The following is a 20,413-nucleotide window of genomic DNA, read 5'->3' as shown; positions in this document are numbered from 1 at the left end:
TCAGCCCATGGTGACGAGCGGCGCGGCGCTCACCCTGATCCGCACCTGCCCGCAGCGGCATCCGCCTTCCCGTGGAAGCTTCCAATCGCGCATGTGAGTCTCCGTCGTCCGTGTCCGCGGCGACCATCCCACACCATGGCGGGCGCATCACCTGCGTTCGCGGAAGAAGCGCGCGCCGGGGCATCGCAGCCCTATCACAGAATGCCCGAACGGGGATAAATTCACCCCGATTTTTCTCGCCATCAAAAAAATTCCTTCGTGAAACAGAGCCTTACCGCATTTCCGATCTCTTTTTCCTGGCCATTTTCTCCCCACCCCGCCGATCCCCCTTATCATCCTCCCCATCGCTCTCGCGGGAACCGGGTCCGGACCGGGGATCAGGGAGGGCGGCGGAAACCTCCCTCCCCAGGATCGGAACCTGGGGATCCGAGGGCCCGCGACAGGCCGGCGGTGCCGGGGTGCTGGGTCAGAGACAGCATCTCGGAAAAACCAGGCACCGGGTTCCAGACGGTGCCGGGAAACCGCGGAGAAGCCGCTAGGGTTCTCCTTCGGCCCGGCAGAGACCACCCCCTTCATCGGGTGCAGCCGGGAAGGAGAAGGGTCCGAGTGACCGGCCGAGGTCGGGACAGACTCCGGCGGGGCGCATTGGGAGCGCCTTTTTTTAATTTTGTGGCGTGAACAGTGCGCCCCGCTTCCCAATCCCCTTCAATGGCCAGACGGCGAAAGCCGGGCGTGGTGCCGATGAAGCACGCCCCGCCTGAACACCCCAAGGAGACGAGATGGAAAACATCGAAGAGATCATCGACACGTTCAACCGGCTGAGCCGCCTTGTGCCGGCCTCGCCGCTGGAGGCGCCCTTCGCGCCGCCCGTCTGGCCGCGCGCGGAGATGGAGGTGATGTTCCGCCTGCTTGCCGAGGAGGCGGGCCTGCCGCAGCGCTGTCCCGGTCGGGCCTGCCAGCGCGCCAGATGCTGCAAGGGCGGGCCCGGCGGCGGGCAGACCTGCCTCGCCCTGTGGACGGACGCGGATGTCAAGCGGCTGAACACGGCCTATCTGGCGCTCGTGCTCGCCTGGATGAACGAGCTGAAGCGCCTCTGCGAGCGGGCCGACATGCTGATGCCGGACGAGCTTGCCGAAATCGACGCGCTTCTGCAAGGCGACGATGCCGCAAGCGCTCAGTTGCGCCGGTAGAGCCAGAGCACCACGGGAGCCAGCAGCACCGTGAGCAGCACCGGCGCAAGAAGCGCAAGCAGAACCTCGCCCATGGTGGCCGTGCCCGCCATCAGCCCGCGCAGCGCGGTCGTCATGTGCGAGACCGGATTGTTCACCACGAAGGCCTGCAGCCAGCCGGGCATGGTCTCCGGCCGCACCATGATGTTGGAAGCGAAGACCAGCGGGAAGATGAAGGTGAATCCGATGGTCATCACCGTCATGGGCGTGCGGATGATGAGCCCCAGCACCAGGAAGATCCAGCCCGTGCCGAAGCCGATGGCGAAGAGTAGCAGGAAGGAGAGGAACACGCCCCAGACGCCTGCCTCCGGCCGGTAGCCGAGGACGAGGCCTATGCCGAGGATGATCATGCCGGCGATCGCGTGGCGCAGCACGTCGCCCACCATCAGCCCGGCAAAGGGCGAAAGCTGCCAGATGGGCAGCGACCGGAAGCGCTCGAACAGGCCCTTCGAAAGGTCCGTCGAAAGCCCCATGCCGGAATAGACCGAGTTGAAGACGACCGTCTGCACCAGGATGCCCGGCAGGAAGAACTGCAGATAGTCCCCCGGCGAGCCGGCGAGCGCGCCCCCGAACACGAAGGTGAAGAGCAGCGTGAACATGAGCGGCGTCATGATCAGGTCGAAAAGCTGCTCCGGGACGTGCTTGAACTTCAAGACCGCCCGCCAGCCGAAGACGAGCGCGTTGGAAAAGGCCGAGGGCCGCCGGGGCGGCCGCACCTGGGTCAGCAATGCGGGGCTGGTGGCGCTCATTGCGCGGCCTCCTTCCGGTCCTGGTCCTCGTCGTCGGCCGGCTGGCCCGTCAGCGCGAAGAACACCTCGTCGAGGCTGGGCGAGCCCATGGAGAAATCGGCGATCTCGATCCCGGCGGCGATCAGCGCGGCCAGCGCCTCGTTCGCCTCCTTCGCAGAAGCCGTCATGACGGAGAGCTCCGCCCCCTCCGCGCTGCGCTGCACGGTGCTGCCGAGTCGCGCCTCCAGCAGCGCGGCCGCCCGGTCCGCTTCGGCGGAGTCGGCCGGCGCCACATGCAGGAAGCCGGTGCCGATCGCCGCCTTCAGCTCGCGGCTGGTGCCCTCGGCGATCTTGCGTCCATGGTCGATCACGGCGATGCGCGCGGCAAGCTGGTCCGCCTCCTCCAGATACTGCGTGGTGAGCAGGATCGTCACCCCCGTCTGCGCAAGCGCGCGGATCATGCGCCACACGCCCTGCCGCGCCTTGGGGTCGAGCCCCGTGGTCGGCTCGTCGAGGAAGAGCACGCCCGGCGTGACCACCAGCGAGGCGGCGATGTCCAGCCTGCGGCGCATGCCGCCGGAAAAATCCTTCACCTGGCGCCTGCCCGCGTCCGAAAGGTCGAAGGCGGAAAGCAGTTCGTCCGCCCGCGCCTTCGCTTGCCCGCCGCGGAACCCCCACAGCCGTGCCAGCAGGATGAGGTTCTCCCGGCCCGTCAGGTCCTCGTCCAGCGAGGCGAACTGCCCGGTCATGGCGATCGAGGCGCGCACGGCCTGCGGCTCCTTGGTGAGGTCGTGCCCCATCACCCTGGCCGAGCCCGCATCGGGCGCGAGCAGCGTGGCGAGCATGCGGATCAGCGTCGTCTTGCCGGCGCCGTTCGGGCCCAGGATGGCGAAGATCATGCCCCGCGGCACGTCGAGGTCGATGCCGTCCACCGCCTTCACCGCACCGAAATGCCGCACGAGCCCGCGCGCCGAGATGGCGGGCGGCAGGGCCTTCTCCGCCGAAGGCAGGTCTTTCACCGGTGCCGTATCGTTCATGGCAGCCTCTTTGGATGACCGTTCTGTTGAAGACGGTGCTGCCCGGTGCAATCCGACAGCGAGCGCGCCCCATACACCACTCCGGCCATTTTTTGAAGAAGCCCGCCCAAGACTCCTGTCATCTCCGGCCGCGGCGGAACATGGTCCGTCCTCCCCTCGTTCGATGGGAAAAGACGAGGGAGATCGTACCATGGCCCGCTCCGACGAACGCAAGACCGAGATCCTGGAGGAAGGCGACATCTTCTTCCTGTACCGTCCCAAGGTGAACGAGGACGATCCCGGGGGCGCCGGCGACGTGCAGCGCTTCGAGATGGTGCTGCGGCCCGCGGGCGGCGACCACGTGCGGCTGATGGTGGTCGGCCGCAAGCGCCTGCCCGACGCGGACCGCCACGAACGCTTCTGGGGCTTTGTGGAGATGGTGGCCGGTTCGGCGAAGAAGATCGAACCGGAACTGCGCGGCGAGGAATACGAGACGAAGACGCGCGGAGAGCAGGAACAGCCCGCAGCCCGCCCGGCCGGCGAAGGCGTCTACGTGCTCTCGCTGGAGGACGGGCAGATGCACCTCTCCTACAAGCTCGAGCTGCCCGAAAAGCCGGGCGAGGTCCAGAAAGCCTTCCGCATCGCGCCCGAGGCGAGTTTCGCCCTCTCGGTCAAGAACCCGGAGAAAGGTAGCCCGGCCAATGCCGGTCTCTCCGAGGAGGACGAGGCAGACTATCCCAAGAAGTTGCAGGAGGAATTCCGCGGCCGCCGCTTCGCCCGCGAGGATGCTCGTCTCCTCGATTATGAGGGCGCGGAGTTCATCCTGGTCGGTGCGCGAAAGAACCCGGAAGAGGAATACGGCCTCGAGCTGGAGGCGGAAAACGAGGATTACGAGCACGCCGAGGCCATTCGCCGGCTGCGCATGGTGCGCTCACGCCACCCCGTAAAGCCTCTGTTCGAAGGCCGCTGGGCGTGAACCGGCCTCAGTTCCTCAGGCCGGTTTCCCTCAGCAACCCCTTGGCCTTCGCATCATAGTAATAGCCGCTGGCGTAGAAACGCACCGCCCTGTCCTCATTGCCGCCTGCGGTGATATAGGCGCCGCGCAGATATTTGACGGCATATTTGAGGTTTGTCTCCGCGTCGAGCAGCCCGCTCGCCGGCCCGCGATAGCCCATGGTCTGCGCCGTGTCGTGGCGGATCTGCATGAGACCCCAGTAGATCCGGTTGCGTGCGGAGGGATCGAAGTTGCTCTCGCGCTTCACCACGCGGCGCACCAGCCGCTCCGGAATCTCATAATGCGCGGCGTATCTGGCGATCAGTGCATCGAGCTCGGGGCTGCGCGCCGCCACCGGCCGAGCCTTCCCGCTCTCCTCCAGCGCAGTCATCGCAGCAGGTTTGCCCCCGCCCGGATCGGCATAAGCGGCCACATTGACCGCCGCCGCTGCTTCCCTGCCGGGCCGTGGACTGGGCGTTACCAAGGCCGTGACGCCGGAAATCTCGGCATCCTGCTCGGCCGCGAGGCTGTTGGAGACGACATCGGCATCCGCCTCGGCCGATGCTGCACCGTCGCCCAGCGCCAACGGCGCCGCGCCGTCACCCGCAGTGCTGCATCCCGCAAGAAATGGAATGAAGAGAAATGCGCAAAGGCCGACGGCTCGGATCAAGGATGGCAAGGTTCCGCAAGCTCCCCGTTTCACTTTGCCTCCGCGCCCCGCCGTCTGCATAGCCGATCCGCGCGGGCCGTTCAATCGCGTTTCGATCCACTACGATAGAACAGCTCTGTTCTTGCTTTGTACTTAAAATGGCGCTATCCTCCTCCCGGATCACGTGAGATCGTCCGGATGTCCTTCCACCACATCTTCGAAACCGCTTTCGGCTTCTGCGGCATTGCGTGGAACGAGCACGGCATCTGCCGTTTCATGCTGCCGATGAGCGCGCCGGGCCCGGCGGAAGGACGCATGGTCGGCCGGCTCTCCTCATCGTGCGCGGCCGAGCCTGCCGGCTTCGCGGCAGAAGGCGTGGCGGCCGCGCGCCGCTATTTCGATGGTGGACGCGAGGATTTTTCCGCCTTCCCCGTCGATCTCGACGGTGTCGATCCCTTCCGCCATGCCATCTACCAGGCGGCCCGCCGCCTCGGTTACGGGGAAACCACGACCTATGGCGGGCTTGCCGCCGACGCAGGGTTTCCGCAGACTGCACGTGAAACGGGTGTCGCGCTCGGCCGCAATCCGGTGCCCCTCATCGTTCCCTGCCACCGGATTCTGGCGGCCGGCGGCAGGCTCGGCGGCTTCTCCGCGCCTGGCGGCACTGCCACCAAGCAGAAGATGCTGGCGCTCGAGAACGCCACCTCCCCCGATGTGGTGCCGGCGCAGGCCTCCTTCGCCTTTTGAACAGCCTGTCCACAAGGCGTAGAGCCTCCCGTGCTTCCCGCATATTCATGCAGGATAAGGCTTGCAGACGAATCGCTCTGCGGATTAATCTTAAGTTGTGATTCGTGATCGTCCCATCGTCCCGGGCGTCATCCTGTTTCCGTATTTGTCGCGTGTTTGGTGATCCACAACGGCATGCACCGGCTGTCATGCCTTCTGCCAAAGGGGAAAACATGCGCTCCATTTCGGAGGATAACCTCAAGACCCGCCTCACTGACCGAACTCAACTCCTGATTGCCGTGCGGAAGATGCTGGACCACGGCATACCGGAAGAGATGATCCCCGTGCGGCTTACCCGCGCCTTCTATGTCGATATGGACGAACTCAATTCCGTGCTCGACATGATGAAAAAGGCAGGTGGCGAGCCGGCGCCCAAAGAGCAGGAAGCCTACAAGGCCGCGTAGAGAGATATATGGACGGCATGCCCTGGAACGGACCGGGTCCGGGGCCTTTCGCCCGAGACGTCAAACGTCCGCCACGATTCTCAAGGGCGATGCCTGGCCTGTGACGGATGCATCGTCCGGCAGCCGCTTCCCCGTCGCGGGATCGAACAGATGCACCATTCCCGGCTGGATCAACAACGGCAGCCGGTCGCCGGGATTGACCGGCGTGATGCCTGGAAGCCGCGCCACCATTTCGCCTCCGCCCTGGTCGAGCTCGCCATGGGCCAGCGTGTCGGCTCCCAAGGTCTCCACCGCGCTCACTTCGAGGAAAAGCTCGGCATCCGCCTCTGGCACCAGGGCCAGGTGCTCCGGCCGGATGCCCAGCACCACCTGTTTCCCCTCTTCCGGCAGGCGCAGGCCCTCGGGCTTGATGATCGCGCCGTTGACAAGCCGCAGGCCGAGACTTTCCATGGCCTCCGCTGGCAGCATGTTCATCGCCGGCGACCCGATGAAGCCCGCCACGAAGGTTGTGGCCGGGCGTGAATAGATGGCGATCGGCGTGTCGATCTGCTCCGCCACGCCGTCATGCATCACGACGAGCCGGTCGGCCAGCGTCATCGCCTCCACCTGGTCGTGGGTGACATAGACGGCCGTCGTGCCCACCGAGCGTTGGAGCTGCTTGATCTCCAGCCGCATCTGCACGCGAAGCTTGGCATCTAGATTGGACAGCGGCTCGTCGAGCAGAAAGGCCGCGGGATCGCGCACCAGGGCACGCCCCATGGCGACGCGCTGGCGCTGGCCGCCGGAAAGCTGGCGCGGCCTGCGGTCGAGGTAAGGCTTGAGCTGCAGCATATCCGCCGCCTTCTCGACGCGTGCGCGAATCTCCGCTTTGGGCAAGCCGGCGATCTTCAGTCCGTAAGCCATGTTGTCGAAGACCGACATGTGCGGGTAGAGTGCATAGTTCTGGAACACCATGGCGATGTTGCGTTCGCCCGGCTCCAGCCGATTCACCACGCGCCCGCCGATGTCGATCTCGCCGCCTGTGATCGTCTCCAGCCCCGCGATCATGCGCAGAAGCGTGGATTTCCCGCAGCCCGACGGGCCTACGATGACGATGAACTCGCCATCGACAATGTCGAGGCTCACGCCATGGATCACCTCGGTCTTGCCGTAGGATTTCCGGACGTCGCGAAGTGCAATCTGGCTCATACCTATTTCTCGCTTTCCACGAGGCCTTTGACGAATAGGCGCTGCATCAGAACCACCACCAGGACGGGCGGCAGCATGGCAAGCACCGCCGTCGCCATCACGACATTCCAGTAGGGCGCCGCATCGGCCACGTCCGCCATGCGCTTGATGCCCATCACGATCGTGTAATGGCTGGGATCCGTCGTCACGAGCAGCGGCCACAGATACTGATTCCAGCCATAGATGAAGAGGATGACGAAAAGCGCTGCGATGTTGGTCCGCGACAGCGGGAGGAGGATGTCACGGAAGAACTTCATCGGCCCCGCACCGTCCACGCGCGCCGCCTCGGCCAATTCGTCGGGCACGGTCAGGAAGAACTGCCGGAACAGGAAGGTGGCCGTCGCCGAAGCGATGAGAGGGATCGACAGCCCCGCATAGGAATTCAAGAGGTTGAGATCGGCCACCACCTTGAAGGTCGGCACGATGCGCACCTCCACCGGCAGCATGAGCGTGATGAAAATCGCCCAGAAGGCAAGCTGGCGAAAGGGGAAACGAAAATAGACGATGGCGAAAGCCGAAAGCAGCGAAATCGCGATCTTGCCGATGGCGATGGTGAGCGCCATGATCAGGCTGTTCTTCATCATCAGCCAGAGCGGCGGAACGCCGGAGGTGGAGACTCCGGAGAAGAGCACCTCGCGATAGTTCTCAAGCGTGTGGCTGCCGGGGAGAAGCGGGACTAGGCCGGACATAAAATCCGTCGGGCCATGGGTGGAGGCGATGATCGCCACATAGACCGGAAAGGCGACGATCACGACACCGGCGATCAATACCAGGTGCGAGAGGAAATTCAGAAGAGGCCTGTTTTCGACCATTTTCCGCTCCTCAATACTGGACCCGGCGCTCGATCCAGCGGAACTGGACGAAGGTGAGCGCGATGACGATGGCCATGAGCACGACGGACTGCGCGGCGGAGGAGCCGAGATTGAGGCCGATGAAGCCGTCCTGGAAGACCTTGTAGACGAGGATGTTGGTCGACTGGGAGGGCCCGCCCTCGGTGGTGGCGTGGATCACGGCGAAGGTGTCGAACATGGCGTAGACCACGTTGACGACCAGCAGGAAGAAGGTGGTGGGCGAAAGGAGCGGAAAGACGATGGTGAAGAACCGCCTCACCGGCCCTGAACCATCGATCGCCGCCGCCTCGATCAGCGAATGGGGAATGGCGGCGAGCCCCGCCACGAAGAAAAGGAAGTTATACGAGATCTGCTTCCAGCTTGCGGCGATCACCACCAGGATCATCGCGTCGGTCGCGGACACGGCATGGTTCCAGCGGTATCCGAACATCTGCAGCAGGTAAGGCAGAAGGCCGATGGTCGGATTGAAGAGAAACCACCACAGCACGCCCGCGACTGCCGGCGCCACGGCATAGGGCCAGACCAGAAGGCTCGTATAGACCCTGGAACTGCGGATCGTGCGCTCCACCGCGAGCGCCAGGACAAGGGCCGTGACGAGCGACAGGGCCGCAACGCCGATGGCGAAGACCGCCGTCACCTTGAGCGAATTGAGGTAGAGCGGATCGGCGAAAAGCTTTTCGTAGTTCTGGAACCAGACGAAGCTCGTCTTCAGCCCGAAAGGATCCTCCCGCAGGAAGGACTGGCGGAAGGCCTGCGCGGCGGGCCACAGGAAGAAGATGAAGGTGACGGCAAGCTGCGGCAGAAGAAGCCCGTAGGGCAGCACGCGGTTACCGAAGATTGTGCGCTTGGTCTGCATGGAAACTCGGCAAGACGGAAGCCCGCGCGAGCGCGCGGGCTTCGTGAAAGGAACAAGCTCAGCCTAGCTGTTGGTGTCCTGGAACTCGCGCAGCAGCGCGTTGCCGCGTTCCACGAGCGCGTCGAGCGCCTCCTGGGCCGTCTTCCTGCCCGCAAGAAGCGCCTCGAACTCCTCGTCGATGATGTTACGGACCTGTACGTAGTTGCCGAAGCGCAGGCCCTTCGAATTCGGGGTCGGTTCATGAAGCGTGATCTGCTTGATGGCGACGTCCGAACCGGGATTCTTCTCGTAATAGCCCTGGCTTTGGCCGAGTTCGTAGGCCGCCTTGGTGATCGGCAGATAGCCCGTGAACTGATGCCAATCGGCCTGGACTTCCGCGGAGGACAGATAATTGAAGAAGTCCGCCACGCCCTTGTACTCTTCCTGCGGCTTGCCCTGCAGGACCCACAGGGTGGCGCCGCCGATGATCGAGTTCTGCGGCGCACCCTCGACATCGTCATAGTAAGGCAGCATGCCGTAGCCGACCTCGAAATCCTTGGCGTTGGCGATCACCGCCGCACGCCCGGCCGACGAGTTCATATACATGGCGCATTCCTGGGCGAAGAACTTCGGCGGGGCGTCGCTGCCGCCTTCCGGGCCGGCGTACTGGAAGATGCCCTCGTCCTGCCAGCGCTTCAGGTTCTCCCAATGCTTGACCTGCACCGGGCCGTTGAGCGTGAATTCCGCGTCAAGCCCGCCGAAACCGTTTTCCAGCGTGCCGATCGGCTGGTTGTGCCAGGCCGAGAGGTTCTCAAGCTGGATCCAGGAAATCCACCCCGTCGTGAAGCCGCAGGGCGCCGCGCCGGATTCCATGATCTTCTTGGAGAACTCCTCCACCTCCGCCCAGGTCTTGGGCGCCTGTTCCGGGTCGAGCCCGGCCTTCTGGAAGGCGTCCTTGTTGTAGTAGAAGATCGGCGTGGAGGAATTGAAGGGCATTGACAGCATATTGCCGTCGGTGTCGGTGTAATAGCCGGCGACCGCGGGCAGATAGGCGCTCGGATCGAAATCCGCGCCCGCATCCTTCATGAGCTGGTAGACGGGATAGACGGCGCCCCTGGCGGACATCATGGTGCCCGTGCCCACTTCGTAGACCTGCACGATGTGCGGCTGCTGGCCCGCGCGGAACGCCGCGATGGCGGAGGTCATGGTCTCGGCATAGTTGCCTTTGTAGACCGGCACCACCTCGTATCCGCTCTGCGACTTGTTGTAGCCGGCGACGATCTCCTCGAGCTTGGCGCCAAGCTCGCCGCCCATGGCGTGCCACCACTCGATCCTGGTCTGGGCCTCGGCGTTCACCGGCAGCGCGAAGATGGCGGCGGAGGCCGCCAGAAGGAACATGCGATTCATTGGGATCTCCCTTATTGCCATCGACTCGATGGAGGAGCCCCTTTTGAAGGCGTTCTATAACGTCTGGATGACAGCGCCGGAGAGGGCTGTGGAGCTTGGCCGGCCGCCTGGAAACGGGCCGGCACTGCCGGATTCAGCCCGCGGAATCCATCGGCACGTGGCCCGAATCCTGAGCGACACGCGCAAGCCAGGCCGAGACCGCGGGAAACCGCGGAAGGTCGAAACCGCCGATCTGCGCGTCGTGCGTATAGGCGTAGAGCGCGATGTCGGCGACGGTGAGGCCCTCCCCTGTCAGGAACGGCGTTTGCGATAGCTGCCGCTCCATCACCCCCAGAGCGCGATTGCCGCCTTCGAGTGCCGCAGCCATCCTCTCGGGCGTCGCCTGCGCGGCCCGCTCCGGATATCTGCTGAGCGCCCGCCGGACCGCGACATAGGGCTCGTGGCTGTACTGCTCGAAAAAGAGCCACTGATGGACGAGCGCCCGCTCGTAGGGATCGTCGGGCAGGAAACGCGTGCCCTCGGCGAGATAGAGCAGGATCGCGTTGGATTCCCAGATGAACCTTCCGTCGTCGAGTTCCAGCAGCGGCACCTTCCCGTTGGGGTTCATGGCGAGGAAATCGGGCTTGCGGGTGGTGCCGTCACGCGAGCTTGTCTCCACGTGCTCGAAGGGAATGCCGAGCTTCGCGAACAGAAGCCTCGGCTTGTAGCAGTTCCCGCTGTCCGTCATTCCGTAGAGTTTCATCGCGCGCTCCCTTTTCGCTGTTTGGATAGCGCGGCGTTCCGCCCTGCACGAATGAATAGTTTTGCTGGATCGATCAGCGGGATTGAGCAGAGCCCCGTCAGTTCGCGCGGGAACGCGCGGCAAACAGTGGAACCACCCTTTCGCCGGAGGCGAACAACCCCTCGATGTGGAGAGGATTGAGGTCGAAGATGGAGCCGGCGAGCTTCGGCCGGCCGAGCAGATAGCCCTGCACGAAATCCGCGCCCGCCTGCATCGCGACCCGGAGCTGTGCCGCCGTTTCGATGCCCTGGATGAGCACCTGCCGCCCTTCGCGCTGCAGCGCATCCACGAGCGAATTGAGAAGCTTCGCCGCCATGGCGACCTCGGCGATGCGACGGAACCACCCGCCGTCGATCTTGACCACCTCGGGATCGAGCAGCCGCACGCGCGACAGCGTGGAGCGCCCGACGCCGAAGTCGTCGACGGCGATGCGAATGCGGTGTTTCCTGAGCTCGGCGGCGATCTGCGTCATCAGCCCCTCGTCCGCCGTCTCCGCGATTTCGCAGACCAAGAGCGCCGGATCGACGGAGATCTCGTCCAGGAATGCCGCGATGTCGGCAACCTGTGCCTTGGCGGCCTTGAGCCCGAAATCCGCGTTCGCATAATGCTTGACGAACAGCATCAGCCCGTCCACCCCGATATTGGGGTAGTTGCGCAGATGGAGCGTGTGGCAGAGATTCTCCACGAACAGCCTGTCCTCCGCCGCCGCCACGTCGGCGAAGAAAGCTCGCGTCGCGACCGGCTGCCCTTCCCTTTGCGGGCCGGCCAGTCCCTCCACGCCGCAAGGCTGGAGCCCATCCGCCGTGTTGCAGAAGATGGGCTGGTAGAGCGTCTTCAGATAATAGGGCCCGTAGCGGCCGGTCTCGATGCCGACCTCATCGACATTGATGGCGTCGTCTATGCGCCGGGCCAGATCCTCAGCGTCCGTCATGTGCCGACCTGGCGCCCCTTCGCGCGCAGGATCGAGCGGAAGAGCTGACAGCTCCGAATCATATGAACCTTCCGTCCTGCGCGTTTGTCGCGCCCCTGTTCTCCAATGGGCGGGACACTTGCACCGGACGGATTGAACCGCCGTTAAAAAAAACGAGCGCATTTTTAGCGACTGCGTAAAAGCGCGTGCCCTTGCGATTTCCGGCCCGATCAGACATTAAGGCGTGTCTCGCCGAGGCAGGCGGAGACCAGCAATTTCAGTGGAGAAACCAGCTCATGGCTTTCCTTGCCGATGTCCTTTCACGCGTTAAGCCCTCCGCAACCATCGCCGTCACCCAGAAGGCGCGGGAGCTCAAAGCACAGGGACGGGACGTTATCGGCCTCGGCGCGGGCGAGCCGGATTTCGACACGCCGGACAACATCAAACAGGCGGCTATCGACGCGATCAAACGCGGCGAGACGAAGTATCCGCCGGTCTCCGGCATCCAGCCGCTGCGCGAGGCGATCGCCGCGAAGTTCAAGCGCGAGAACAATCTCGATTACGACTGGAGGCAGACCATCGTCGGCACAGGCGGAAAGCAGATCCTTTTCAATGCTTTCATGGCCACACTCAATCCGGGGGACGAGGTGGTGATCCCCACCCCCTACTGGGTGAGCTATCCGGAAATGGTCGCGATTTGCGGCGGCACCGCCGTCTTTGCCGAGACGAGGCTCGAGGACAGCTTCAAGCTCAAGCCGGAAGCGCTGGAAAAGGCGATCACGCCGAAGACCAAGTGGCTGATCATGAACTCGCCTTCCAACCCATCGGGCGCGGCCTACACGCGCGAGGAGCTGAAGGCCGTGGCCGACGTGCTGCTCAAGCATCCGCAGGTCTGGGTGCTGACCGACGACATGTACGAGCACCTGACCTATGGCGACTTCGCCTTCAACACCATCGCCGAGGTGGAGCCGCGTCTCTATGAGCGCACGCTGACGATGAACGGCGTCTCCAAGGCCTATGCCATGACGGGCTGGCGCATCGGCTATGCCGCAGGCCCGATCGAACTCGTCAAGGCCATGGACATGATCCAGGGCCAGCAGACCTCGGGCGCAGCCACCATTTGCCAATGGGCTGCTCTGGAGGCGTTGACGGGGCCGCAGGATTTCATCCCGCGCAACAAGAAGATCTTTCAGGAGCGTCGGGATCTGGTCGTGTCCATGCTCAACCAGGCCAAGGGGATCAACTGCCCGGTGCCGGAGGGCGCGTTCTATGTCTACCCGTCCTGCGCCGGCACGATCGGCAAGAAGTCGCCGTCCGGCAAGGTGATCGAGAACGATGCCGATTTCGTCTCCGAACTGCTGGAGGCGGAAGGCGTCGCGGTGGTGCATGGCTCTGCCTTCGGTCTAGGACCGAATTTCCGCATCTCCTATGCGACCTCGGAGAAGCTCCTGGAGGAGGCCTGCAGCCGCATCCAGCGCTTCACCGCAAATCTCAGATAAGCGAGCCCGGCAGGGCAGCGTCTTCAATGCCGCCTCGGCAAAAGCCGGGGCGGTTTTTCTTTACAGCAGCGATTTACTTGACTTAGTCAAATATGTGTTTGACAATGGCAATGGAGGACATTTGCCATGCGTCATACCCGAGTTCCCGCGGACGAACAGGTTTCCGCCGTCCGCCGCTTCAACCGCTTCTACACGCGCCAGATCGGCCTGCTCGAGGAAGGCCTGCTCAAGAGCGAGTTTTCGCTGACGGAGGCGCGGATCCTCTTCGAACTTGCGCATCGTGACCGCCTTACGGCCACTGATCTCGGCAGCGAACTGGCCCTCGATGCCGGCTATTTGAGCCGCATTCTGAGAAAGTTCGAGGAGCGCGGCCTGCTGGAGCGGAGGCCGTCGCCCAGTGATGCACGCCAGGCGCTGCTCACGCTGACGGACAAGGGCCGGCACGCTTTCGAACCGCTTGACGAGGCGTCGCGGCAACAGGTTGCCGGCTTGCTTGCCGCCCTGCCCGCGGGCGAACGCGACAGGCTCGTGAGCGCCATGAACACGGTCGAGCGGTTGTTGGGAACGGTGCCCGAGCCCAGGGTGCCCTATCTTCTGCGCCCGCTGCGGGTCGGCGATCTCGGCTGGATCACCCACCGCCAAGGGTTGCTCTATCATCAGGAATATGGCTGGGACGAGACCTATGAAGCGCTGGTCGCTCAGATCCTCAGCGAATTCGTGCGCAAATTCGATCCGCGCCACGAAGCCGCGTGGATCGCCGAGCGGGACGGCGAGATCGTCGGCTCGGTCTTCGTGGTCAGGCAGTCGGATGAAATTGCAAAGCTGCGGCTGCTCTATGTGGAACCCGTTGCCCGCGGCCTCGGCATCGGCCAGCGTCTCGTCGGTGAGTCCATCACCTTCGCCCGCGGCAAGGGCTACAGGACGCTCATGCTCTGGACCAACGACATCCTTGCCTCTGCCCGCCGCATCTATCAGGCAGCCGGGTTCAGGCTCGTCGCGGAAGAACGCCATCATTCCTTCGGAAAGGATCTCGTCGGCCAGACCTGGGAACTGGACCTGTGATCGCGCGCAGCTCTGCGCGAAGCAAGCCTGCCGCCCCCGGTGGCCTGAAGCCGTCTTCTCCTTTTCGGCGCGCGTTTCTCCCCTTGCCCGCAGCCGCAACCCGTGTGACGATGGCCCTTCCTGATGCCGTCGCACGGCACAGGCAAGTGCGACGGTCGTAGGGGGCCGGCCGCCGCTCATGGGAGGACGCGTGAGAGGAGGTCGGCAACATGGGCAACCGAGCCGGAGAGAGATACAAAGGGCCGAAATGCATCGCCATTCTCGGCCCTCTCGCCAGCGGTAAGACAACGCTTTTCGATGCGGTTCTGGCGCGCACGGGCCAGAACACGGGACAAAACGGCCCGGACACGCGGAACCATGCCATGAGCGTGGAAGCGAGTTTCGCCACCATGAGCTTCATGGGCGAGAGCATCACCTTCGTCGATTGCCCCGGCTCCGTGGAATTCGCGGGAGAGGCCGCCCCGGTGCTCGCCGCCGCCGACGCAGCGGTTGTCGTGGTGGACGCTGACGATCATAAGCTGCCGATGCTGCAGCTCATCCTGCGGCGGCTCGACGAAATGGGCGTGCCGCGGCTGCTGTTCCTCAACAAGATGGACAAGAGCGCGGCCGGTGTGCGCGAGATGCTGAAGACCCTGCAGCCGGCAAGCAGCGTACCGCTGCTTCTGCGCCACATCCCGCTGCGCAGCGACGGCGTCGTGGTCGGCTCGATCGATCTGGCGCTGGAACGCGCCTACATCTACCGCGAGCACGCCGAAAGCGAGATCGCCCCCATTCCCGACGACGAAAAGGCGCGCGAGCTCGAGGCGCGCTTCTCGATGCTCGAAACCCTGGCCGACCACGACGACCAATTGATGGAACAGTTGCTGGAGGAGATCGAGCCGCCGCGCGACGCGGTTTTCGACGACCTGGCGGCGGACCTGCGCAGCGGCCTCGTCACGCCCGTCCTGATCGGCACGGCGGAACGGGGAAACGGAATCTTACGGCTCTTGAAGGCGATCCGGCATGACGTGCCTGACGTGACGGAGACCCGCAAGCGGCTCGGTCTCGACGGCGGCGACGGCACGACGCTGCAGGTGATGAAGACGATCCACACCGGCCACGGAGGAAAGATCTCCGTCTCCCGTGTGCTGTCCGGCAGCATTTCCGACGGGACGGAATTGCCGGGTGCCGGGCGGGTTTCGGGTGTCTATAGGCTTGTCGGCCGCGAGCAGACCAAGCTTGCCTCCGCCGAGGAGGGAGAGACGGTTGCGCTGGGCAAGCTCGACGGCGCCCGCACCGGCGATACCCTCTCCACCTCCAAGGGACCGGCCGACCAGCTTGCCAAGCCGACGCCTCCGCGGCCGGTCTTCGCGATGACCGTCAGCCCGCGCGACCGCAAGGATGAAGTGAAGCTTTCCACGGCACTGCAGAAGCTGCTGGAGGAAGACCCCTCCCTCGTGATCGAACAGAGCCAGGACACGGCCGAGACAGTCCTTGGCGGCCAGGGCGAGATGCACCTGCGCATGGCGAGGGAACGCCTGGAGGGCAAATACCAGGTCGCAGTGGAGATGCGCACCCCTTCCATCCCCTATCGCGAAACGATCCGGAAGCCGGTCACGCAGCGCGGCCGCCACAAAAAGCAATCCGGCGGTCACGGCCAGTTCGGGGACGTCGTCCTCGATATAAGACCGCTTCCCCGGGGCAGTGGCTTCGAATTCACCGAATCCATCACCGGCGGCGTGGTGCCCAGGCAATATATCCCTTCGGTGGAAGCGGGCGTGCGCGATTCGCTCAAATCAGGCCCCCTCGGCTTCCCGGTGATGGATATCGCCGTGAACCTGGCAGACGGCTCCTACCATTCGGTGGATTCTTCCGACATGGCCTTCCAGCAGGCAGCACGCCTCGCCATGAAGGAAGGACTGGCCGCCGCCAGCCCCGTCCTGCTCGAGCCGGTCCTCAAGGTCGAGGTGGACACCCCTTCGGATGCCACCGCCCGCGTGACGGCGATCATGTCGCAGCGGCGCGGGCAGATTCTCGGGTTCAACACCCGCACGGACTGGCCTGGATGGGACATGGTGGAAGCCATGGTGCCCGAGGCGGAAATGGGAAACCTCATCGTCGAACTGCGCTCGGCAACCGCGGGCGCGGCAAGCTATCGCGCCTCCTTCGACCACATGGCCGAACTGACCGGCCGGCTGGCCGATGACGCGTTGAACAGCCGCGGCAAGGCCGCCTAAGGGGCGCGCGGAACCGATCTGGCCCGACATCGACGCCTGCGCGAGGGGCAAAGGTCGCCGGGAAGCAATCCGCGTGATTCCCGGCTCCGCCAGCAGATGCGTTCGGAAAGACGCGCTGCGGAACTCCTGAACTGCAGGCAAAAAAAAGAGCCGGATCAAGGAGATCCGGCCCAGTTGTTGGAAGTGCCATTTAAGGCGAAACCTCCAGAGGGGAACACTCGCCGGGGGCTAATGGGAGGAGAACGCACCCCAGCGAGTGATCAAGATATGAGCAATGGTTGCTCAAATAACAACCGCGGGATTTTGCATCCCAGCCATGCATTTTTGCAACCCTCGAAAAACTGCCCCTCTTCAGTAGCTCCAGCTGCGTGACTTGGAGATCAGGAAGTCACGAAAAACCTGCAGCTTGGCCTGGTTCTTCATGGTGTCGGGATAGCAGAAATAGGTATCGAAGGACGGCACATCGGTTTCCGGTAGAAGCTGCACCAGACCGCTTTCGCTGCCCACCACATAGTCGGGAAGGATGGCAATCCCGGCGCCGCGCTGGACGGCCAGTTTGATCGACAGGATATTGTTGATCTGCAGTGCCGCGGCGCGTTTCGAATTGTCGAGTCGCCCTGCCGTTTCCAGCCAGTTCATATCGCTGAGATGCGGCGGCACCGTTTCGCCGAAGATGACGATTCGATGCCGGTCGAGGTCGTCGATCGAGTTCGGCTTGCCATGGCGGTTTATATAGGCCGGCGAAGCATAGAGATGGAAATGCACCGTGAAGAGCTTGCGCTGGATGAGGTCGGGCTGCTGCGGCTGACGCATCCGCAACGCGCAGTCCGCCTGTCGCATTGTGAGGTCCAGTTCCTCGTTGTCGAGGATGAGCTGGAGCTGGATATCCGGATAGAGCTCGCCGAACTCCGGCAGCCGCTCCGTCAGCCAGCCATTGCCCAGGCCGACCGTGGTGGAGACCCGCAGCACGCCTGAAGGCCTGTCCTTGACCTCCGAAAGGCGGACCTTCACCGTCTCGAGCTTCATCAGCACCTCATGCGCGGTGCGATAGAGCATCTCGCCCTGCTCGGTCAGCACCAGGCCGCGCGCATGGCGATGAAAGAGGCTGACGCCGAGTTCCTGCTCGAGCGCGCTCACCTGTCTCGAAATGGCCGATTGCGACAGATGCAGCGTCTCCGCCGCATGCGTGAAAGATCCCGCCGCCGCAGCGGCATGGAAAACACGTAGCTTGTCCCAGTCCAACGCCGAGTTCCCCTCGTTTTAAGGCGTCAACCGAAGAGGCTCTATTCCGCGGCTTCGCGGTGCATCTCCAGTTCCGCCAGATATTTCTCGGCTTCGAGCGCCGCCATGCAGCCGAGACCCGCCGCGGTCACCGCCTGCCGATAGACATCGTCCGCCACGTCGCCGGCGGCGAAGACGCCCGGCACATCCGTGCATGTGGAGTTCGGCTCGGTCCACAGATAGCCGTTCGGCTTCTGCTTGAGCTTGCCCTCGAAGAGTTCGACCGCCGGCGCATGGCCGATTGCCACGAACACGCCGTCGATCGGAAGCTCGCGTACCTCGCCCGTCTTCACGTCCTGCACGCGGATGCCGGTGACGGAGGGTGGCAGCGGCGGCTTCGGCGTCTCGCCGACGATCTCATCCACCACCGTATCCCACATGACTTCGATATTCTCCTTCTGCAGGAGCCGCTCCTGCAGGATGCGCTCGGCGCGGAACTCGCCACGGCGGTGGATGACGGTCACGCGCTTCGCCAGATTGGCAAGGTAAAGCGCCTCTTCGACGGCGGTGTTGCCGCCGCCGATCACCACCACGTCCTTTCCGCGGTAGAAGAAGCCGTCGCACGTGGCGCAGGCGGAAACGCCGAAGCCCATGAATGTCTTCTCCGAAGGCAGGCCGAGCCACTTCGCCTTGGCGCCGGTGGCGATGATCAGGGCGTCGCAGGTGTATACCGTGCCGGAATCGCCCTTGAGCCGGAACGGCCTCGCCTTGATATCGGCTTCGACGATGAGATCGTTCACAATCTCAGTGCCCACATGCTCCGCTTGCAGGCGCATCTGCTCCATCAGCCACGGCCCCTGGATGGGTTCGGCAAAGCCGGGATAATTCTCCACCTCGGTGGTGATCGTGAGCTGCCCGCCCTGCTCCAGGCCGGCCACGAGCAGCGGCTTCAGCATGGCGCGTGCAGCGTAGATGGCGGCCGTATAGCCGGCCGGCCCCGATCCGATGATCAGAACAGGTGCGTGGCGGGTGGTCATGGCATCGCGTCCTTTCATGCGTTCGGGGCCGTATGCGGGACACACAGCCAGGTTGATCTAAGTATTCCACACGCCTTTGCGCAAGGCGAAGAAAGGTTTTCCAACAGGTTGCGGGCGAACGGAGGCGCTTTCCGGAACAGGTTGGCTGCGCGAAATCCTCTCTCCCGCGCATCTTCCCTTGGCGGCGGCCGCAGCTTGACGTAAATTTGTTGCGCAATTGCGACAGATTCGTGCGCGAACGGCGCAAAGGGGCTCCCGCATGCCATTGAAGGCCGACCTTGACGCCATCGACTGGAAAATTCTTCGCGAGTTGCAGAAGGACGGCCGCATCACCAATGTGGAGCTCTCGAGCCGGGTGGGCATTTCTGCGCCTCCCTGTCTGCGCCGGGTCCGCAAGCTGGAAGAGAGCGGTGTCATCAAGGGGTATCGCGCCCTCCTCAACAGTCCGGCTCTCGGCTTCGACGTGGTCGCCTTCTGCCTTGTCGGGCTGCAGCATCAGTCGGAGGCGGAGCTGAGGACCTTCGCCGAGCGGGCGCGCAACTGGCCCATCGTGCGCCGCGCCTGGATGGTCTCCGGCGATTCGGACTTCATGCTGCATTGCGTCGCGACGGACCTCGGCACCTTCCAGACCTTCGTGATCGAGGAGCTGACCTCCGCGCCCAATGTCGATACGGTCCGCACCGCACTGACGATCCGTCAGGTGAAGGACGAGGGACTGGTGGCGATCGGGTAAGCCGACATGGCACGTTCCAGCATCAGGAATGCGGCGGCTCAGGCAAACTTCACGAACACCCACTTCTTGTCCGTCAAAAGGACCGATGCTCCTCTTTGGACAAACCCTGAAAACTGCAAAAACGGCCTCTTTAGCTCCCGCCAGAATTTGCGGATCCCCCGCGGTTTGACAGGCGGCCTTTCGTCAAGCAGGTCGCTTTCGATGCCGAGGACCATGGACGGCCGCCCTATATAGGAATCCTGAACACAAACAGCCGGGACCAGTTGGAACGTCGTCAGAGACGTTGCCGAGGACAATCCTGAATTGAACATGAAATGATCGACCGGAACCTCCAGGCGTTCACTCAGTGCGAGCAGCCTTTCCGCCCCTTTCCGGGCAACGATATATCCTCCGGTACCCATGTGGCTACTTCTGAGCCGGTGAAGGCTTCTGCCGCTGATGACGGCTGCTACGCCTTTATCAACACGAGTGCGGCAAAGTCTCGTCTCCAGCTTCACAACATCAGCCTCCGTTGGGACCCAGTCCCCACGGCAAAGCAGAGAAGCCGCATCCGGCGCTAAATGCAAATCGTCTTCCAGGACGACTGCATGGGGAAGCGCCTCGTCGACAACCCGCTTCCAACAATCCCTATGGCTCAGGAAGCAAGCCGTAGCGCCTGGGGGTAAGCTCCCCCACCGCTGCACCTCGCCCATCGAGAGTTGCATACCGTCTACCGCAGGGATACGCGTGAACGGCAGGTCAAGCCCGTCGAGGATCTCCGTCATGCGCCGTAGGCGGTCGGGCCGCCGGTCGAGATTGATGAGGAAGAGCTTCATCTTGAATGCAGCA

At 63.7% G+C, this 20,413-nt stretch carries 20 protein-coding genes; 8 read left to right on the top strand and 12 right to left on the bottom strand.

What is annotated here, in order from left to right; genetic code table 11:
• Positions 1-779: 779 nt before the first annotated feature.
• A complete protein-coding gene (locus PVE73_RS09880; RefSeq protein ID WP_277366771.1) occupies positions 780-1,190 on the top strand; it encodes a hypothetical protein in 411 nt (136 codons plus the stop codon).
• On the opposite strand, the gene PVE73_RS09875 is transcribed toward PVE73_RS09880, so the two are convergent.
• Both PVE73_RS09875 and PVE73_RS09870 read right to left on the bottom strand, forming a co-directional pair.
• On the bottom strand, positions 1,175-1,978 hold the full coding sequence (locus PVE73_RS09875; RefSeq protein WP_277366770.1) for an ABC transporter permease: 804 nt from the start codon (positions 1,976-1,978) through the stop codon (positions 1,175-1,177). The two genes, PVE73_RS09880 and PVE73_RS09875, sit on opposite strands and share 16 nt — an antisense overlap.
• The gene (locus tag PVE73_RS09870) at positions 1,975-2,994 is read right to left on the bottom strand and encodes an ATP-binding cassette domain-containing protein (protein ID WP_277366769.1); all 1,020 of its coding nucleotides are present in this window, start codon (positions 2,992-2,994) and stop codon (positions 1,975-1,977) included. Before PVE73_RS09870 ends, PVE73_RS09875 begins: the two co-directional genes overlap by 4 nt.
• A 190-nt stretch (positions 2,995-3,184) precedes the next feature.
• On the opposite strand from PVE73_RS09870, the gene PVE73_RS09865 reads away from it, so the two are divergent.
• Positions 3,185-3,949 (top strand): hypothetical protein, encoded by a 765-nt coding sequence (locus PVE73_RS09865; protein ID WP_277366768.1) that lies wholly within the window; start codon positions 3,185-3,187, stop codon positions 3,947-3,949.
• 7 nt (positions 3,950-3,956) lie between these two features.
• Here PVE73_RS09865 and PVE73_RS09860 read toward each other — a convergent pair whose 3' ends face one another.
• Positions 3,957-4,646, bottom strand: a complete 690-nt coding sequence (locus PVE73_RS09860) for a lytic transglycosylase domain-containing protein (RefSeq protein ID WP_277366767.1) — start codon at positions 4,644-4,646, stop codon at positions 3,957-3,959.
• A gap of 168 nt (positions 4,647-4,814) precedes the next feature.
• Between PVE73_RS09860 and PVE73_RS09855 the strand changes: the two genes are divergently transcribed.
• Together PVE73_RS09855 and PVE73_RS09850 are read left to right on the top strand one after the other, a co-directional pair.
• Positions 4,815-5,363 (top strand): methylated-DNA--[protein]-cysteine S-methyltransferase, encoded by a 549-nt coding sequence (locus PVE73_RS09855; protein ID WP_277366766.1) that lies wholly within the window; start codon positions 4,815-4,817, stop codon positions 5,361-5,363.
• A gap of 212 nt (positions 5,364-5,575) precedes the next feature.
• On the top strand, positions 5,576-5,806 hold the full coding sequence (locus PVE73_RS09850) for a hypothetical protein (RefSeq protein WP_277366765.1): 231 nt from the start codon (positions 5,576-5,578) through the stop codon (positions 5,804-5,806).
• A gap of 60 nt (positions 5,807-5,866) precedes the next feature.
• Here PVE73_RS09850 and PVE73_RS09845 read toward each other — a convergent pair whose 3' ends face one another.
• The 6 genes from PVE73_RS09845 to PVE73_RS09820 form a co-directional block, all read right to left on the bottom strand.
• Positions 5,867-6,994 (bottom strand): sn-glycerol-3-phosphate import ATP-binding protein UgpC, encoded by a 1,128-nt coding sequence (locus PVE73_RS09845; RefSeq protein ID WP_277366764.1) that lies wholly within the window; start codon positions 6,992-6,994, stop codon positions 5,867-5,869.
• Positions 6,995-6,996: 2 nt separating this feature from the next.
• Positions 6,997-7,845, bottom strand: a complete 849-nt coding sequence (gene ugpE / locus PVE73_RS09840; RefSeq protein WP_277366763.1) for a sn-glycerol-3-phosphate ABC transporter permease UgpE — start codon at positions 7,843-7,845, stop codon at positions 6,997-6,999.
• Positions 7,846-7,855: 10 nt separating this feature from the next.
• Positions 7,856-8,740 (bottom strand): sn-glycerol-3-phosphate ABC transporter permease UgpA, encoded by an 885-nt coding sequence (gene ugpA / locus PVE73_RS09835; RefSeq protein ID WP_277366762.1) that lies wholly within the window; start codon positions 8,738-8,740, stop codon positions 7,856-7,858.
• A gap of 63 nt (positions 8,741-8,803) precedes the next feature.
• Positions 8,804-10,126, bottom strand: coding sequence for a sn-glycerol-3-phosphate ABC transporter substrate-binding protein UgpB (gene ugpB, locus PVE73_RS09830; RefSeq protein WP_277366761.1), 1,323 nt, complete (start codon positions 10,124-10,126; stop codon positions 8,804-8,806).
• A gap of 133 nt (positions 10,127-10,259) precedes the next feature.
• Entirely contained in the window at positions 10,260-10,868 is a 609-nt protein-coding gene (locus PVE73_RS09825; protein ID WP_277366760.1) for a glutathione S-transferase family protein, read from the bottom strand.
• A gap of 97 nt (positions 10,869-10,965) precedes the next feature.
• Entirely contained in the window at positions 10,966-11,838 is an 873-nt protein-coding gene (locus PVE73_RS09820; RefSeq protein ID WP_277366759.1) for an EAL domain-containing protein, read from the bottom strand.
• 275 nt (positions 11,839-12,113) lie between these two features.
• Here PVE73_RS09820 and PVE73_RS09815 point away from each other — a divergent pair, with 275 nt between their 5' ends.
• The 3 genes from PVE73_RS09815 to PVE73_RS09805 all read left to right on the top strand — a co-directional run bounded on the left by PVE73_RS09815 (position 12,114) and on the right by PVE73_RS09805 (position 16,594).
• Positions 12,114-13,316 (top strand): pyridoxal phosphate-dependent aminotransferase, encoded by a 1,203-nt coding sequence (locus tag PVE73_RS09815; RefSeq protein WP_277366758.1) that lies wholly within the window; start codon positions 12,114-12,116, stop codon positions 13,314-13,316.
• A 126-nt stretch (positions 13,317-13,442) separates the two neighbouring features.
• Entirely contained in the window at positions 13,443-14,378 is a 936-nt protein-coding gene (locus PVE73_RS09810; RefSeq protein WP_277366757.1) for a bifunctional helix-turn-helix transcriptional regulator/GNAT family N-acetyltransferase, read from the top strand.
• A gap of 209 nt (positions 14,379-14,587) precedes the next feature.
• The gene (locus PVE73_RS09805) at positions 14,588-16,594 is read left to right on the top strand and encodes an elongation factor G (RefSeq protein ID WP_277366756.1); all 2,007 of its coding nucleotides are present in this window, start codon (positions 14,588-14,590) and stop codon (positions 16,592-16,594) included.
• Positions 16,595-16,945: 351 nt separating this feature from the next.
• Here PVE73_RS09805 and PVE73_RS09800 read toward each other — a convergent pair whose 3' ends face one another.
• Both PVE73_RS09800 and trxB read right to left on the bottom strand, forming a co-directional pair.
• Positions 16,946-17,836, bottom strand: coding sequence for a LysR family transcriptional regulator (locus tag PVE73_RS09800; protein ID WP_277366755.1), 891 nt, complete (start codon positions 17,834-17,836; stop codon positions 16,946-16,948).
• A gap of 41 nt (positions 17,837-17,877) precedes the next feature.
• Complete coding sequence (gene trxB, locus PVE73_RS09795) at positions 17,878-18,852, bottom strand: thioredoxin-disulfide reductase (RefSeq protein WP_277366754.1); 975 nt, start codon at positions 18,850-18,852, stop codon at positions 17,878-17,880.
• 259 nt (positions 18,853-19,111) lie between these two features.
• Between trxB and PVE73_RS09790 the strand changes: the two genes are divergently transcribed.
• Positions 19,112-19,585, top strand: coding sequence for an Lrp/AsnC family transcriptional regulator (locus PVE73_RS09790; protein WP_277366753.1), 474 nt, complete (start codon positions 19,112-19,114; stop codon positions 19,583-19,585).
• Positions 19,586-19,623: 38 nt separating this feature from the next.
• Here the strand turns inward: PVE73_RS09790 and PVE73_RS09785 are convergent, their stop codons facing one another.
• Positions 19,624-20,400 (bottom strand): glycosyltransferase family 25 protein, encoded by a 777-nt coding sequence (locus tag PVE73_RS09785; RefSeq protein ID WP_277366752.1) that lies wholly within the window; start codon positions 20,398-20,400, stop codon positions 19,624-19,626.
• Positions 20,401-20,413: the final 13 nt, after the last annotated feature.

Origin of the sequence: Chelativorans sp. AA-79, assembly GCF_029457495.1 — a bacterium.
Lineage (GTDB): Bacteria > Pseudomonadota > Alphaproteobacteria > Rhizobiales > Rhizobiaceae > Chelativorans.
Note: the sequence above shows the minus strand (reverse complement) of the source record. Positions and strands in the feature narration are given on the sequence as shown.

What these genes read in the sequence shown, in the direction of transcription:
- PVE73_RS09880 (WP_277366771.1), top strand. Translation starts at nt 780, where the DNA reads ATGGAAAACATCGAAGAGATCATCGACACGTTCAACCGGCTGAGCCGC.
- PVE73_RS09875 (WP_277366770.1), bottom strand. Translation starts at nt 1,978, where the DNA reads ATGAGCGCCACCAGCCCCGCATTGCTGACCCAGGTGCGGCCGCCCCGG.
- PVE73_RS09870 (WP_277366769.1), bottom strand. Translation starts at nt 2,994, where the DNA reads ATGAACGATACGGCACCGGTGAAAGACCTGCCTTCGGCGGAGAAGGCC.
- PVE73_RS09865 (WP_277366768.1), top strand. Translation starts at nt 3,185, where the DNA reads ATGGCCCGCTCCGACGAACGCAAGACCGAGATCCTGGAGGAAGGCGAC.
- PVE73_RS09855 (WP_277366766.1), top strand. Translation starts at nt 4,815, where the DNA reads ATGTCCTTCCACCACATCTTCGAAACCGCTTTCGGCTTCTGCGGCATT.
- PVE73_RS09850 (WP_277366765.1), top strand. Translation starts at nt 5,576, where the DNA reads ATGCGCTCCATTTCGGAGGATAACCTCAAGACCCGCCTCACTGACCGA.
- PVE73_RS09845 (WP_277366764.1), bottom strand. Translation starts at nt 6,994, where the DNA reads ATGAGCCAGATTGCACTTCGCGACGTCCGGAAATCCTACGGCAAGACC.
- ugpE (WP_277366763.1), bottom strand. Translation starts at nt 7,845, where the DNA reads ATGGTCGAAAACAGGCCTCTTCTGAATTTCCTCTCGCACCTGGTATTG.
- ugpA (WP_277366762.1), bottom strand. Translation starts at nt 8,740, where the DNA reads ATGCAGACCAAGCGCACAATCTTCGGTAACCGCGTGCTGCCCTACGGG.
- ugpB (WP_277366761.1), bottom strand. Translation starts at nt 10,126, where the DNA reads ATGAATCGCATGTTCCTTCTGGCGGCCTCCGCCGCCATCTTCGCGCTG.
- PVE73_RS09825 (WP_277366760.1), bottom strand. Translation starts at nt 10,868, where the DNA reads ATGAAACTCTACGGAATGACGGACAGCGGGAACTGCTACAAGCCGAGG.
- PVE73_RS09820 (WP_277366759.1), bottom strand. Translation starts at nt 11,838, where the DNA reads ATGACGGACGCTGAGGATCTGGCCCGGCGCATAGACGACGCCATCAAT.
- PVE73_RS09815 (WP_277366758.1), top strand. Translation starts at nt 12,114, where the DNA reads ATGGCTTTCCTTGCCGATGTCCTTTCACGCGTTAAGCCCTCCGCAACC.
- PVE73_RS09810 (WP_277366757.1), top strand. Translation starts at nt 13,443, where the DNA reads ATGCGTCATACCCGAGTTCCCGCGGACGAACAGGTTTCCGCCGTCCGC.
- PVE73_RS09805 (WP_277366756.1), top strand. Translation starts at nt 14,588, where the DNA reads ATGGGCAACCGAGCCGGAGAGAGATACAAAGGGCCGAAATGCATCGCC.
- trxB (WP_277366754.1), bottom strand. Translation starts at nt 18,852, where the DNA reads ATGACCACCCGCCACGCACCTGTTCTGATCATCGGATCGGGGCCGGCC.
- PVE73_RS09790 (WP_277366753.1), top strand. Translation starts at nt 19,112, where the DNA reads ATGCCATTGAAGGCCGACCTTGACGCCATCGACTGGAAAATTCTTCGC.
- PVE73_RS09785 (WP_277366752.1), bottom strand. Translation starts at nt 20,400, where the DNA reads ATGAAGCTCTTCCTCATCAATCTCGACCGGCGGCCCGACCGCCTACGG.